Genomic DNA, 15,314 nt, shown 5'->3' on the forward strand with positions numbered 1-15,314 from the left:
ACCCGCCACGACGGGCAGGTGGCTGCGAAGCGTCAACCCGGCACGGCACCCGCCGGCAAGACCGGGACCGCCCCACCGCAAGGCGGGACTACTGATCATGTGCTCACTAAAGCGCACTGAAAGGTAACGGGACTTCTTCCTGCACGTCCTCTACGGGCTGACCTGGGTCGAGCTCGGCATGCGCGCACCGGCCGGGCATCGGGCGACGGCGCTGCGCGAGGCGCGGTGGGCGCTGCGGCACCTGGACTCGCCGACCGGCCGGGCGCCGTTCAGCGCCGGACTCACCCCGGCGTACGGCGTCTTCTACCAGGGCTGGACCAACTGGCTGCGCGGCGGCGTGCTCGGCCTGCAGCCCGCCGGGCAACGCGACCCCGGCGAGCAGCAACGGTTCGCCGCCGGCTCCGAAGCGCTGGGCGAGGCCTTCGACGCCGCCGGTTCGCCCTATCTGCAGGCGTACCCGGGGCAGGCCTGGCCGGTCGACTCGACGGTCGCGATGGCGTCGCTGCGGCTGCACGACACGCTCCTGCCGTCCCGCTTCGCGCCGACCGTCCGGCGGTGGCTGGACGGCGTCCGCGAACGGCTCGACCCGCGCACCGGGCTGCTCCCGCACCGCGTCGATCCGGACTCGGGCTCGCCGCTGGAGGTCGCCCGCGCCACCTCGCAGAGCGTCATCCACCGGTTCCTGGGCGACATCGACCCGGCGTTCGCGCGTGAGCAGTACCTGCGCTTCCGCGACGCGTTCGTGGTGCGGCCGCTCGGCCTCGGGCCCGCCGTGCGCGAATACCCGGACGGGATGGACGGCCCGGCGGACGTCGACTCCGGCCCGCTGCCGCTCGGCGTCAGCCTGTCCGCGACCGTCGTCACCATCGGCGCCGCACAGGTCAACCACGACGACGCGCTCGCCGGGGCGCTCGCGAACTACGGCGAGCTGGCCGGCCTCCCGATCGGCACGCCGTGGACCAGGCGCTACGCCTTCGGCGCGCTGCCCGTCGGCGACGCGTTCCTCGCCTGGTCGAAGACCGCCCGCCCATGGGTCGCCACGCCGCCGCCCGCACCGCCCGCGACCATCCACTGGTGGTGGCGGACCCCCTTGCTGGCGCTGCTGCTCGTCCTCGGCGTCACCCCGTGGCTCCCCGCGCTGCGGCGGCGGTTCCCGCAGGGTGCGGTGACCGGTGCGACGGCTCTGGCGTCGCCCTTGCAGGGGTCGCGCCCTGCTTCGTGAGGTACGGCCCGGACGGCAGGGTCAGCTGGTGGTGGTGATGACGGTCGTGGTGACGGTGACGGCGGTCATCGTGGCGATGATCGCCTGCATGGCGGCGATGGCCTGCTGGACGGCGCCGGCGGCCCAGTTGCCCTCGGCGATCTCGTCGAGGCGGAACTTGAGCTCCTTCTTGCCGCGGCCGGGGAACACCTTCTCCGCGAAGCCCACCGCCTGCACCAGACCGAGCAGCGCGGCTGTGCGGGCGGGCACCGCGCCGTTGCCGTCGACCGCTTCGGTGAGGTCCCGCCGCACCGCGGTCTCGGCGGCCGGTTCCGCGCCGGTCGCCGACGCGTAGCGGGTCCGCGGGAACACCCACAGCACGCGGTCCTCCTCGCGGCGCAGCACACCCGCCTCGACCTGCCGGTCGAGCAGCCGCGCGCGCAGCTTGCCGGTCAGCGGCTGGATCCACGCGTCGGGCTTGCGCGGCTTGCCCGCCTCGGCGATGCGGCCCAGCGCCGCGTCCGCGATCGGATCGCCGGTCGGCGCGGCGTCGACGACCACGACCCGGTCGTCGTCGAGCCGGAGCCGCCCGGCCAGCACCAGGTCGAGCAGGACCGCCCCGGCGAGGCCGTAGTCGAGGGCCGGGTCACCGACCAGATTGGTGCCCTGATCGTCGAGGGCCAGCAGCAGGAAGTCGTCAGCCAGACCGTTGCTCATGATCCCACCGTAGGCAGCCCCGCCGCACGACGCAGGTTCACCCGGCCCTCCACAGCCGCGGACACCGCTCCGCCACCCTACGCGGCGGCACGGTCGGTGAGGGGGCGGCGGCGCAGGGACGGGTCGGTCAGGGACTGCGGGCGCCAGGCACCGTCGGCGCGGTACAGGTCGGTGCCCGGCGCCACGATCTCGTCGATGCGGTCCAGGGCGGCGTCGTCCAGGGTCAGGGCGGCGCCCTTCAACGCGGCGTCGAGCTGGGGCACGGTGCGCGGGCCGATGATGACCGAGGTGACCGCGGGGTGGGCCAGCGGGAACGCCACGGCCAGCTCGGGCAGGGTGCAGCCGAGGTCCGTCGCGAGCGTGATCAGCTGCTCGACCACGTCCAGCTTGCGGGCGTTCTCCTCGAGCGCCGGGTCGAAGCGGCCCGGGTTCAGGGCGGCGCGGCCGGACGTCAGGTCGATCGGCTGCCCCTTGCGGTAGCGGCCGGTGAGAAAGCCCGAGGCCAGGGGACTCCAGGTGAGCACGCCCATGCCGTAGCGGGCGGCGACCGGCAGCAGGTCCCGCTCGATGCCGCGGGCCAGCAGTGAGTACGGCGGCTGCTCCGTCCTGAAGCGGTGCAGGGCGCGACGCTCGGCGACGTGGTGCGACTCGACGACCTGCTCGGTGGGGAACGACGAGCAGCCGAACGCCCGGATCTTGCCCTGGCGTTCGAGGTCGGTGAGCACCGACAGGGTCTCCTCGACGTCGGTGACCGGGTCGGGGCGGTGCACCTGGTACAGGTCGATCCAGTCGGTCCGCAGGCGGCGCAGGCTGTCCTCGACCTCGCGGACGATCCAGCGCCGCGAGTTGCCGCCGCGGTTCGGCCCCTCGCCCATCGGGAAGTGGACCTTCGTGGCGAGCACCACGTCGTCGCGGCGGCCGGACAGCGCCTTGCCGACGATCTCCTCGGACTCGCCGGCGGAGTACATGTCGGCGGTGTCGACGAAGTTGATGCCCTGGTCGAGGGCGGCGTGGATGATCCGGGCACAGTCGTCGTGGTCGGGGTTGCCGACCGAGCCGAACATCATCGTGCCCAGACAGTGCGTGCTGACCTGGATGCCGGTCCGGCCGAGGGTGCGGTAGCGCATGCCGCGGACTCTAAGACCTGGAGTGAACTCCAGGTCAACCCCGGACCGGCAGGGCGTGGGTCCTCGATCACGTCAGCGCCGCGTCAGTGCCGTTTCAGTGCCACCCGCGACAGTTTCCCCGAGGCCGGCGGGCCCGACCGCCGGCACTGCGGGCCGTCATGCGGCCGGGGGGAGAGCGGGCGTGAGTACTGCTGCGGTGACCGACGTGTCTGCGGGCGGCTCGGTGATCTCGTTGCCGAAGGGGGGCGGCGCGGTCGGCGGGCTGGGGGAGCAGTTCGCGCCGGACCTGTTCACCGGGACCGGGAATCTCTCGGTCCCGATCAGTCTGCCGCCGGGGCGCAACGGGCTGGCGCCCGGCCTCGCGCTGACGTACAGCACGGGTGCCGGCAACGGGCCGTTCGGCCTCGGCTGGGGCATCGGCCAGGCGGCCGTGACCCGGAAGACCTCGCGGGGCGTGCCCCGCTACGCCGACGAACCGGCCGACACCTTCACCCTGCCGGGCGCCGACGACCTGGTGCCGATGCCGGGAGCGACCCAGGCGAGGGTCGCCTACCGCCCGCGGGTCGAGGGAGCGTTCGACCGGATCGAGCGGGTCCGCGACGCCGGCGGCGACGTGTGGCACCGCCGCGGCCGCGACGGCACCCGCCACCGCTACGGCACGCCCCGTCCGGCCGGCGCGCCGGAAGGGTGGCGGGACCCGGCGGCGGTCGTCGACCCGGCCCGGCCCGCGGCGGTGTTCGCGTGGCACCTGACCGAGACCCGCGACGCGCTCGGCAACGTGATCCGCTACGAGTACGGCCACGACAACGGCCAGCCGCGGCTGCGGGCCGTGTCGTACGGCGACTACGGCGATCCGTCGGCACCCGCGTTCCTGGTCACCGTCGACTTCGACTACGAGCCGCGCCCGGACGTGTTCGGCGACCGCCGCGCCGGCTTCGAGGTCCGCACCACGCAGCGCTGCCGCACGATCCGGGTGTCGACCCGCGCCGCCGACGGGGTGACCCGCGTCGCGATGGAATACCGCCTCACGTACACTTCTGCGGCGTTCAACGGCGCGTCGCTGCTCACGCTCGTCGAACCGGTCGGCGTCGACGGCGACGCGACCGAGCCGATGCCGCCGATGGCGTTCGCCTACAGCGGCTTCGACCCGGTGGGCCGCCGCTTCAAGCCGCTGACCGGCGACGCCCTGCCGGCGCGGCTGGTCTCGGACCCGACGGTGGCGCTGGTCGACCTGCGCGGCGTCGGCCTGCCCGACCTGGTCGAGCTCGGCGCGGCACGGCGGTTCTGGCGCAACGGCGGAGCCCTGGGCTTCGAGGCGCCGCGCCCCCTGGACGACGCGCCGCCGTTCGTGCTCGGGCAGGCCGGGGTGCGGCTGCTGGACGCCGACGGCGACGGCCGTCCCGACCTCGTCGTCAACCAGGCCCTCGCCTCGTCCGGGTACTTCCCGATGACGTTCGCCGGCGGCTGGAGCGACCGGTCGTTCCAGCCGTACCGGCAGGTCCCGGCCGTCGACCTGGCCGACCCGGCGGTGAAGCTGGTCGACCTCGACGGCGACGGCCTCACCGACGTGCTGCACTCCGGCACGACGCTGACCGCGTGGTTCAACGACGCGGACCCGCGCCGGGCCTGGCAGCGCACCGTCGTCGGCAACGGCGCCGGTCCTGACGTGGACCTCGCCGACCCGCGGGTCCGGCTCGCCGACATGACCGGCGACGGCCTCGCCGACCTGGTGCTGCTCAACAGCGGCAACATCCGGTACTGGCCGAACCTCGGGCACGGCCGCTGGGGCGCGCCGGTCACGATGCGCAGGTCGCCGCGGCTGCCTGCCGGGCACGACCCGCGCCGCATCCTGCTCGGCGACCTCGACGGCGACGGCGTCGCCGACCTCGTCTACGTCGACCAGGACCGGGTGCTGCTGTGGGGCAACCAGCTCGGCGAGGGCTGGACGGCCGCACCGGTCGTCGTCGCCGGCACGCCGGGCGCCGCCACCGGCGACACCGTGCAGCTCACCGACCTCACCGGCTCCGGCATGGCGGGCCTGCTCTACGAACGGGCCGTCGACGGCACCGGCCGGCCGCACCTGTGGTTCCTCGACCTGACCGGTGGCGCGAAACCGTACCTGCTGACGTCGACCGACAACCACCTCGGCGCGACCACCACCGTCCACTACCGACCGTCCACCGTGGACTATCTGCGGGACCGGGCCGCCGCCGGCACCCGCTGGCGGACCACGCTGCCGTTCCCGGTGCACGTGGTCGGGTCGATGGAGGTCGTCGACGCGATCTCCGGCGGCCGGCTGAGCACCGGGTTCCGCTACCGGCACGGCTACTGGGACGGCCTGGAGCGCGAGTTCCGCGGTTTCGCTCTCGTGGAGCAGACCGACACCGACGTGGTCGCCGGTGAGACGCATTCGCCGCCGACGCTGACCCGCAACTGGTTCCACCCGGGGCCGGTCGCCGCCGCCGAGGCCGGCGACTGGACCGAGCTGGACCTGCGGCACGAGTACTGGCCGGGTGACGCTCCCATGCTGGCGACCCCGGCGCCGACGGCCGCGCTGCTCGCGTCGCTGCCGCGGCTGGAGCGCCGTGCCGCGCTCCGGTCGATGCGCGGCCGGGTGCTGCGCACCGAGCTGTACGCCCTCGACGGCGACGACCAGCAGGGCGCGACTCGAGCCACGACCGGGACGGCGTCCGGGGTGCGTATCGAAACGCGGGGCGCGACTCAAACCGCAGCCGGGACGGCGTCCGGGGTGCGTGTCGAAACGCGGGACCGCCCGTACACGGTGACCGAGACGGTGTCCGGGGTGCGGGCCGAGGGGATCGGGATCTACCTGCCGTTCGAGGCCGCCCGCCGGGCCACCGAGTGGGAGCGCGGCGACGAGCCGCAGACCCAGTTCCGGTTCGCCGGCGAACCCGACGCGTACGGGCTGCCGACCCGCCAGATCACCGTCGCCGTCCCGCGCGGTCGCGACCCGATGGCGCCGGACCCTTCGACCACGCAGCCGTATCTGGTGACGCTCACCACGAGCACCTACGCCCGCCGCGACGACGCCGGGCACTACCTCGTGGACCGCACCGCGAGCCGCACCACGTTCGAGGTCGTCAACGACGGCACCCTCGCCGTCGCCGACCTGGTCGCGGCCGTCGACGAGCAGCCGACCCGCCTGATCGGGCACAGCCGCACCTACTTCGACGGCGCCGCCCACACGGGCCTGCCGCTCGGCGAGGTCGGCGAGCACGGCCTGCCGGTCCGCACCGAGGTCCTGGCCTTCACCGACGAGTTCCTCGACGCCGTGCACCGCCCGCCGTACCTTCCCGCCGACGGCGAGGTGACGTGGACGGACGAGTACCCGCAGGAGTTCCGGGACCTGCTCCCGGCCCTCGCCGGCTACCGCCGCGACGACCTCGGCTACTTCATCCAGTCGGCACGGCACCGGTACGACGTCCACGACCCGGCGCACCGCCCCCGGGGGCTGAAGCTGTCCACATTGGACGCGCTCGGCGCCGAGAGCCGTGTCGAATACGACGAGCACGACCTGCTCCCCGTCCGGGCGATCGACCCGGCGGGCCTGGTCACCGCCGCCGAGCACGACCCGCGGCTGCTGCGCCCGCACCGGGTCGTCGACTGCAACGGCAACAGCGGCTCGGTCACCTACTCGCCCGCCGGGCTCGTCACCGCCCGGTTCGTGCGCGGCAAGGCCGGCGAGGGCGACGTCACCACCGCGAGCACCGAGATGTCCTACGACCTGCTCGCGTACGCCCGCGACGGCGTCCCGGCGTCGGTCCGCGGCGCGCGCCGCGTCGAGCACGACGGCGCCGAGACGATCGTGTCGGTGCAGTACAGCGACGGCTTCGGCCGCCCGTTGCAGACCCGCATCCAGGGCGAGGACACGCTGTTCGGCGATCCGGCGTTCGGTGGCGGCGTCCTGTCCGCGGACCAGTCGGCGCCGGTCGGTCCCGCGGTGGGGCGCACCCGCGGCCCGAACGACCCGGACAACGTCGTCGTCAGCGGCGCGAAGGTGTACGACAACAAGGGCCGCGTGGTGCGCGCGTTCGAGCCGTTCTTCGACACCGGCTTCGACTACCGGGCGCCCGGCGCCGGTCAGACCGGGCAGAGCTCGCAGACGTTCTACGACCCGCGCGGCGCAGCTGTCCGCGTCGTCGCGCCGGACGGCGCCGAGCAGCGCATCGTGCACGGCGTCCCCGCCGACCTCACCGACCCGGACACGTACGCGCCGACGGCGTGGGAGACGTACACCTACGACGCCAACGACAACGCCGGCCGCACCCACCCGGAGGCCGCCGCCGCGTACCGCGACCACTGGGACACCCCGAGCAGCGTGGAGGTCGACGCGCTCGGCCGGGCCGTCCGGACCGTCGCGCGGGACGGCGACCGGGACCTCGTCACCACGGTCGACGTCGACCTCGAGGGGCGCCCGCGCAGCGTCACCGACCCCCTCGGCCGGGTCATGTTCGGATACGTGCACGACCTGCTCGGCCGGCGCTGGCGGGTCGACGGCGCCGACACCGGCCGGCGCCTCACCGTCCCCGACGCCCTCGGTGCGCCGGTCGAGAACCGCGACAGCAAGGGCGCACTGACCCTCGGCGCGTTCGACCTCCTGCACCGCGCGATCCGGGTCTGGGCCCGTGACGATGCGGCCGCGCCCGCGACGCTGCGGCAGCGCATCGAGTACGGCGACGGCGGCACCCCCGGCCAGCCGGCGGGGGAGCGGGCCGCGGCGCAGGCGGCGAACCTGCTCGGCCGGCCGGTCCGCCAGTACGACGAAGCCGGCCTCGTCACGACCGACGCCTGCGACTTCAAGGGCAACGTGCTGCAGACGACCCGGAAGGTGATCGCCGACGCGCCGGTCCTCGCCACCTACGACGCGGCCCGCAAGGGCGGCTGGGCGGTGCCGCTGTTCACCGCCGACTGGCGGCCCGGCGCCGAACCTGCCCTCGAACCCGGCGCATACGTGTCGACGACCCGGTTCGACGCGCTGAACCGGCCGACGGCGCACATCCTGCCCACCGACGCCGAGGGCCGCCGCCGGGAGATCAGCGCCCGCTACGACCGGGCCGGCGGCCTCGCCTCGGTCAGCCTCGACGGGACCGTGTACGTGCAGCGGCTCGCCTACGACGCGAAGGGCCACCGGTCGCTGCTGGTGCACGGCAACGGGACGATGACCCGCTACGCCTACGACCCGCGGTCGTTCCGGCTCACCCGGCTGCGGACCGAGCAGTACAGCGCCGCCGGCGACACGTACCACCCGAAGGGCGCCGTGTGGCAGGACCTCGGCTACGAGCACGACCTGACCGGCAACGTGCTGACCCTGCGCGACCGCACCCCGGGCAGCGGCCTGCCGGCGAACCCGGCCGGGCTGGCCGTCGCGGACCCGGCGCTGCGGGCCGCGTTCGCCGCCGGGGACGCGTTCGACCGGCGGTTCACCTACGACCCGCTGTACCGGCTGCGGACCGCCAGCGGGCGGGAGGCGGCCGCCACGGCGCCGGGCGCGATGTGGGCCGCGGCGCCGCGCACCCCCGACGTCACGCGGGTCCAGGCCTACGACGAGCAGTACGACTACGACGCCGCCGGGAACCTGCGCCGGCTCGTCCACGCGGCCGCCGGCGGTTTCGTCCGCGACCTGCGGCTGGTGGACGGCACCAACCGGCTGGCCAGGGTCGCAGTCGGCACCACCGGCCACGACTACACCTACGACGACACCGGCAACGTCACCACCGAGGGCGGCACCCGCCGCTTCGGCTGGAACCACTGCGACAGGCTGGCCACGTTCGCCACGCAGACGCCGGGCGCCGAGCCGTCGGTGCACGCGCACTACCTGTACGACGCGGCCGGCGTGCGGGTGAAGAAGCTGGTCCGGCGGCAGGGCGGCGCGATCGAGGTGACGCACTACGTCAACGACGTCTTCGAGCACCACCGGTGGGCCGGCGGGCAGAACCAGCAGATCCACGTCATGGACGACAAGCAGCGCGTCGCGCTGGTCCGGGTCGGCCCGGCGCACCCGTCGGACGGCGGCCCGGCCGTCGCCGTGCACCTCACCGACCACCTCGGCAGCGGCACCGCCACCGTCGACGGCACCGGCGCACTCACCAACCGTGAGGAGTACACGCCGTACGGCGAGACGAGCTTCGGCAGCTACACCCGCAAGCGCTACCGGTACACCGGGACCGAACGCGACGAGGAGAGCGGCCTGGCGTATCACCTGACCCGGTACTACTCGCCGTGGCTGAGCCGCTGGCAGTCCGTCGACCCGATCGCCGGGTGGCCGGTCGTCAACGCGTACGACTACTGCTTCGGCAACCCGCTGTGCTACGCCGACCCCGGCGGCGCGGAGCCGGACAGCCAGATGTTCCGGACCTGGGACACCGACCGCAGCGGCAAGCTCGACGCCCGCGAGGTCCTCGACGGCGTCGGATCGACCACCGTCAAGGCCGGCATCAACTTCCTGGCGACCGCGGGCCCGTCCCGCTTCACCAAGGACGGCGCGCTGGTGCGGGAAGCGGTCCTGCAGCACGCGTATGCGGCCGAACGCGCCGATGAGGAACGCTTCCAGCGCAACGCCGCCCGGAACGTGTACATGTGGGCGGACGGTTCGCAGTCGACCCGGGCCGAGCGGGACGCCTACCTGTTCCGCCTCGACTTCTACGGCGGCGCCGAGATCCGCAACGGGCTGTTCTTCGGCGCGGCGTACTACCACGCGACCGGCGACCAGAACGGCGCCCGGATGATCAACGGGATCTTCGGCGGGCTCGGCGGCGCCGCCACGGACGCCAACGCCTTCCGCGCCACCGGCGCCGGGATCGCGGCCCAGGGCGGCGCCCCGCCGGCGATCGTCGCGACGCCCCCACGGCCGGCCGGGCCGCCACCGCTGAACATCAACCCCTACCGGGTCGCGGGCGGGCACCACATCCACCAGTCGGCGGCGTACGCCCCGGCCGGCACCTCGTCGCGGTCCGGCAATCCCAACCACAACGCGGCCCTGGCGGTGCAGCAGAACGTGCCGGGCTTCACCGCGGCACAGCACGACGAGTCGTCCTCGCTGCAGCTGAACCTGAACCGCGGGCAGAACGGCGCCGTGGTCAACCGCACCCAGATCGGCCCGGTCCGCATCCAGGTGTCCGGCGACGGCACCTCCGTCGGCACCCCCTCCCAGCACTTCGAGGACGTGAAGGGCTTCTTCGGCCTGCTCGCCGGCGGCGTGCCCGCGTCCGAGGCGTACCGCGCGACCAGCCAGTCCCGTGCCCAGATCGACAGTGCCGGCCTGCAGCCGGTGCGCGTCCCGACCCGATAACGAACGGCGGACAGCAACCATGGCGAACCCCAGAAGCAGCATCGGCATCGTCGAACCGAACCCCGGCACGCAGGTCAACCGCACCTTCAGCCTGCGCGGCGGGGCCGGGCTCGACCCGTCCAGCGTCAACCAGAACCAGCGGCTGGCCGGCACCCCGAGCGTCTTCATCAGATTCAACGGCCACGCCGGCGTCGGCGGTACCTTCACCATCGCGCAGAACGGCGCCTGGACCTTCACGAACGTCACGATGCCGGCGAGTATCGCCGACGGCGCCACCATCCACATCGAGGGCGAGTGCGACGCGATGTGGACCGACATCAGGGACACCGGCCACGAGTCGTTCGACGCCGACCCCGCCTTCACCGGCCTCGACGTGGTCCTGGAGACCCGCCCGCCGGAGCTGACGATCACCGCGGACTACCCGACCGACGTGATCCCGGCGTCGCTGCCGTACCTGGCGAAGATCCACGGCACGACGTCCGGCGCGCTGTCCGGCATCAACGCCGTCGTCGTGTCCGTGGACGGCAGGCCCGAGTTCACCGCCGAGAACGTCAGCGGCGACTGGGCGATCTGGCGGGCGCAGTTCCCGCTCGACGCCGCCGACCACCAGTTCCTCGTCACCGCCCGGGACACCCGCAACCGGCACACGTCGCAGCCGGGCGCGATCTCGGTCCACGAACGGTTCGAGGACACCGACCCGGCGATCGTGTTCGGCCCGACCATCTACGTGCGGGAGCTGTGCGACCTCGCCAAGCAGTACGTCCAGATCGGCGGCCAGTCCGGCGGCGTCGAGCGGTCCGTGCTGACCACGCAGTTCCACCAGCCATACGACCGGCTGCCGGAAGCCGCCCTGTTCGACGCCGCGACCGCACCCGTCGACCAGCGCCGCATCGCCGTCGAGGTGCTGCGCCAGTCGCTGAGCACGCCACCGCCCGTGGAGACCGACCAGCGGCTGCGTGGGCTGGCGTACGAGGCGCTGCTGCGAGAACTGGGCACGTCCACCGCGGAGCTGCGGCTCGCCCGGGTCGCGGACCCCGCGGCCCGGCGGAACCTCGCCAACCGGATGGGCTTCGACCTCGACGGCCCCCGCCCCGACCGCCTCGACCAGGTGACGTTCAGCCCCGAGTCGGTCACCGACCTGCAGCTGGAGACGGCCTTCGGCTTCCGGTCGATGTCGCGGACCGACCCGTTCGCCGCTGCCGCCGGCCCGCCCAGCGTCCCCGCCTGGCAGCAGGCCGCGCTGCGGACCAGATGGCAGGCCGAGGACGTCGCCGCCCGCGACGGCGGCCCGCGGCCGCTGCCCGTCATCGACCCCGACCACGTGCTGTCCGGCAACCTCGCCTCGCAGCAGGCCGGCGAACCGGCGCACGACCTGTGGGCGGCCCGCAAGGCGTCCCTGCAGACGAAGTCGGCCCAGATCGACGCGGCCGCGGCCGCCGGCACCACGGCTGCCTTCGACAACGTCGTCGGTGTCCACATCGGACAGCTCGACCTCGCCGACCTCGCCGCCCGGGACGGCCGCGGCGAGGACATCAGCGCCGTCATCGGCCCGCTGCAGCTGGACCTCGCGCCGTTGCGGTACCTCGCCGGGGTGCGGGCGCTGCTCGCCGGCGGGCCGCTGCTGCGCTCCGAATGGGTCGACGTCCGCGACATCCTCGTCCAGGTCGGCAAGCGCCGGGTCGCCGGCACCTGGCGCACCGAGGAGAAGACCGCCGGGATCGTGCTGCAGCCGCAGCAGTTCACCGCCGCCGCGCCGGCCGGGGACGCGTCCGTGTGGCGGGTCGACCCGCGGACCCATGAAGTCTGGCTGGACACCCTGCGGGTCCGCGGCACCGAGCTCGACCTGCACCGCCGTCGGGCGCAGGCCGTCGTCCAGGCCGCGGAGGCGTCCGTGCTGCCCATCGCCCGCGACACGCTCATCGAGCTCATCGCAGGCCGGCAGACCCCGCCGGAGCCGCCCGCGGCGGCCGCCGAACGGCTCACCCGGCAGCTGTGCATCGACCTGCTCGCCGACTCCGACCTGCTCACCACCCGCGCCGAGCAGGCCGCGCAGACGCTGCTGTCGGCGCTGTTCGCGCTGCGCGCCGGGCGCCTGGCGATCCGCACCGGCGGGCAGGCCTGGGCGATCGGCTCCGAGCAGCTGTTCGACGCCGAGTGGCGGTGGATGGGCAGCTTCCCGACCTGGTACGCGGTGTTCACGTCGTTCGCCTACCCGGAGAACCACCTGTTCCCCGGCACCTACAACCGCGACGGGCTGAACCTGGCGCCGTCGGACTCGTACCTGACGTTCCTGCACGACCTGCGCAGCGAACGGATGAACCCGCAACTGGCCCGGGACCTCGCCGACGACAACGTCGACCGGAGCCTGCCGGCCGCCGCACCGGACCTGCAGGACGTCCTCAAGCGGCTGGCGCCGCGCACCGAACGGCACGACAACGCCGACCTGGAGCACATCCGCACCCAGATCGCGCCGTTCTACGGCGTCACCCCGGCCACCGACCAGCTGCTGCGCGAGCTGTTCTTCCTGGTCCCGATCGCGCTGGCCAACGGCCTGACCGAGATCGGCGAATACACCGCCGCGCTGGACTGGTACCAGTACGCGTACGCGTTCCAGCTCCCCGCGGACCAGCGGCGGATCTTCCCCGGCCTGGCCCGCGAACGCGACATCGTCTCCACGTTCGACCGGCCCGCCGCGTGGCCCGTGCAGGGCTCGAACCCGCACGAGGTGGCCCGGCACCGCAAGGACGCCTACACCCGCTCCACCCTCATGTCGATCGTCCGGTGCCTGCTCGCGTTCGCCGACAACGAGTTCGTGCGCAACACCGCCGCCGCGAACGCCCGCGCCCGCACCCTGTACGAGTCGGCCGCCGACCTCATCAACTCCCCGGACGCGGCACCGCTGGCGGGGACCGGCGTGCCGTTCCCGGAGAACCCCGTCTGGGCGGCGCTCGCCCTGCAGGCCAGGACCGGCCTCGACAAGATCCACCGGGGGCTGAACATCACCGCGGCGCTGCCCGACGTCGCCGGCCGGGAGAGCGTCCTGCCCAGCCAGTACCGGTACCCGGTCCTCGCCGAGCGGGCCAAGAACCTCGTCGCGATCGCCCAGCAGCTGGAGGCGGCGTTCCTGACCGCGGCGCAGCAGGCCGACAACGGCACCTACGCGCTGCTGCAGGCCGGGCACGACCTGACCGTCGCCCAGGGCATGGCCGGTGAGCAGGACCTGAAGGTCGAGGTCGCCCGCATCGGTGTCGAGCAGGCCGGCAGCCAACGGCTGCGGGCCGGCACCCAGGCCGATCACTACCGCCGGCTGCTCGCCGGTGGGATCAGCCAGCACGAACGCGACCAGCTCTTCGACCTCGGCGTCGCCCGCGACCTCGCGATCGCGGCCGGCACCCTGAAAGGCATCGGCGCGTTCATCGGCAAACCGACGAACATCCTCGGCGGTCTCGGCGAGATCGCCGGCGGGCTGTCGCAGGCGGCGTCGCTGGACGCGCAGATCGAAGGGACGAAGGCCGGCTTCGAACGCCGCGCCCAGGAGTGGCAGCTGCAGCAGAGCCTGGCGCTCAACGACGTGGAGATCGCCCGCCAGCAGACCGCGCTCGCCGAGACGCAGCAGAGGATCGCCGCGCAGGAGCAGCTGATCGCGGGCGCCAACCTCGCCCACGCCGCTGCCACCGCCGACTTCCTGGCCACGAAGTTCACCAGCGCCGAGCTGTTCGAGTGGATGAGCACCGTGCTCAACGGCGTCTACGCGTACTTCCTGCGGCAGGCGACGGCCCTCGCGCGGCTCGCCCAGGCCCAGCTCGCCTTCGAACGCCAGGAGCCCGACCGGGGCCTGGTCCAGGACGATTACTGGCAGGGCCCGCCGTCGTCCGGCGCCGCCGACCCCACCGACCGGCGCGGGGTCACCGGCGCGGCGCGGCTCCTCGCCGACCTGACCCGTCTCGACCAGTACGCCTTCGAGACCGACCGCCGGAAACTGCACCTGACGCAGACGCTGTCGATCGCGCAGATCGCCGCGAGCGAGCTGCAGCAGTTCCGGCAGACCGGCGTGCTCACCGTCGCCACCCCGTCGTCCCTGTTCGACCGCGAGTTCCCCGGCCACTATCTGCGGCTGGTCAAGCGCGCCAAGGTTTCCGTGCTCGCACTGGTGCCGCCGGTCCGCGGGGTGCGCGGCACCCTGTCGGCGTCCGGCATCTCCCGCACTGTCGTGTCGCGCGGTGTCTTCGAGACCGCCACCCTGCGCCGCGACCCGGAGGCGATCGCCTTCACCACCGCGGTCAACGCCGGCGGCCTGTTCGACCAGGAACCCGACACCGGCCTGCTGCTGCCGTTCGAGGGCATGGGCGTGGACACGGTGTGGCGGCTGGAGCTGCCGAAGGCGGCGAACCCGCTGGACTACCGCACCATCTCCGACGTGCTGCTCACCATCGAGTACACGGCCCTCGCCAGCGCGCAGTACCGGGAGAAGGTCGTCCGCACGATCGACCGGACGTTCCTGGGCGACCGGACCTTCAGCGTCCGCGAGCAGTTCCCCGACGTCTGGTTCGACCTCAACGACCCGGACGGCGCCGCCCACCCGATGCGGATCGACCTGCCCCTCACCGCCGACGACTTCCCGCGCCACATCGAGGAGCAGACGGTCGCGCAGCTGACCATGTTCGTCGTGCGGGCCGACGGCTTCGACCGGGAGCTGACGGTGACCTCCGCCCGGCACGTCCTGCCGGGCCGCACCGTGGCGGCGACCGCGGTGACGACCGTCGGCGGCATCGTCGGCACCCGCCGCCCCGGCGGCACGCCGTGGGTGACGTTCACCGGCGCCGCCCCCGACGGCGAGTGGCAGTTCCAGCTCACCGACACCCCACAGGTGCGGTCCTGGTTCACCGACGGGAAGATCCTCGACGTCGTGGTGGTGACGACGATCGCGGGCACCACCCCGGCCTGGACCTGACCGCACCTC

General features: G+C 73.6%; 5 protein-coding genes. 3 read left to right on the top strand and 2 right to left on the bottom strand.

Annotated features, from left to right (window positions below; all coding sequences use genetic code 11):
• The first annotated feature begins 178 nt into the window (after nucleotides 1–178).
• The gene (locus ABZS58_RS47550; RefSeq protein ID WP_354791073.1) at nucleotides 179–1,222 is read left to right on the top strand and encodes a hypothetical protein; all 1,044 of its coding nucleotides are present in this window, start codon (nucleotides 179–181) and stop codon (nucleotides 1,220–1,222) included.
• 21 nt (nucleotides 1,223–1,243) lie between these two features.
• On the opposite strand, the gene ABZS58_RS47555 is transcribed toward ABZS58_RS47550, so the two are convergent.
• Nucleotides 1,244–1,918 (bottom strand): GPP34 family phosphoprotein, encoded by a 675-nt coding sequence (locus ABZS58_RS47555; protein ID WP_354791075.1) that lies wholly within the window; start codon nucleotides 1,916–1,918, stop codon nucleotides 1,244–1,246.
• 77 nt (nucleotides 1,919–1,995) lie between these two features.
• Nucleotides 1,996–3,045: an aldo/keto reductase gene (locus tag ABZS58_RS47560; protein ID WP_354791076.1), complete on the bottom strand. Its 1,050-nt coding sequence runs from the start codon at nucleotides 3,043–3,045 to the stop codon at nucleotides 1,996–1,998.
• A 181-nt stretch (nucleotides 3,046–3,226) separates the two neighbouring features.
• Between ABZS58_RS47560 and ABZS58_RS47565 the strand changes: the two genes are divergently transcribed.
• Together ABZS58_RS47565 and ABZS58_RS47570 are read left to right on the top strand one after the other, a co-directional pair.
• Complete coding sequence (locus ABZS58_RS47565; RefSeq protein WP_354791078.1) at nucleotides 3,227–10,354, top strand: SpvB/TcaC N-terminal domain-containing protein; 7,128 nt, start codon at nucleotides 3,227–3,229, stop codon at nucleotides 10,352–10,354.
• A 19-nt stretch (nucleotides 10,355–10,373) separates the two neighbouring features.
• On the top strand, nucleotides 10,374–15,305 hold the full coding sequence (locus ABZS58_RS47570) for a hypothetical protein (RefSeq protein WP_354791080.1): 4,932 nt from the start codon (nucleotides 10,374–10,376) through the stop codon (nucleotides 15,303–15,305).
• The last annotated feature ends 9 nt before the right edge of the window (nucleotides 15,306–15,314 follow it).

Source organism: Dactylosporangium sp. NPDC005555, assembly GCF_040605635.1.
In the GTDB taxonomy this organism is placed as follows: Bacteria; Actinomycetota; Actinomycetes; order Mycobacteriales; family Micromonosporaceae; genus Dactylosporangium.

Bases quoted from the DNA above. Each gene is read 5' to 3' on its own strand.
- ABZS58_RS47550 (WP_354791073.1), top strand. From the start codon at position 179: ATGCGCGCACCGGCCGGGCATCGGGCGACGGCGCTGCGCGAGGCGCGG.
- ABZS58_RS47570 (WP_354791080.1), top strand. From the start codon at position 10,374: ATGGCGAACCCCAGAAGCAGCATCGGCATCGTCGAACCGAACCCCGGC.
- ABZS58_RS47560 (WP_354791076.1), bottom strand. From the start codon at position 3,045: ATGCGCTACCGCACCCTCGGCCGGACCGGCATCCAGGTCAGCACGCAC.
- ABZS58_RS47555 (WP_354791075.1), bottom strand. From the start codon at position 1,918: ATGAGCAACGGTCTGGCTGACGACTTCCTGCTGCTGGCCCTCGACGAT.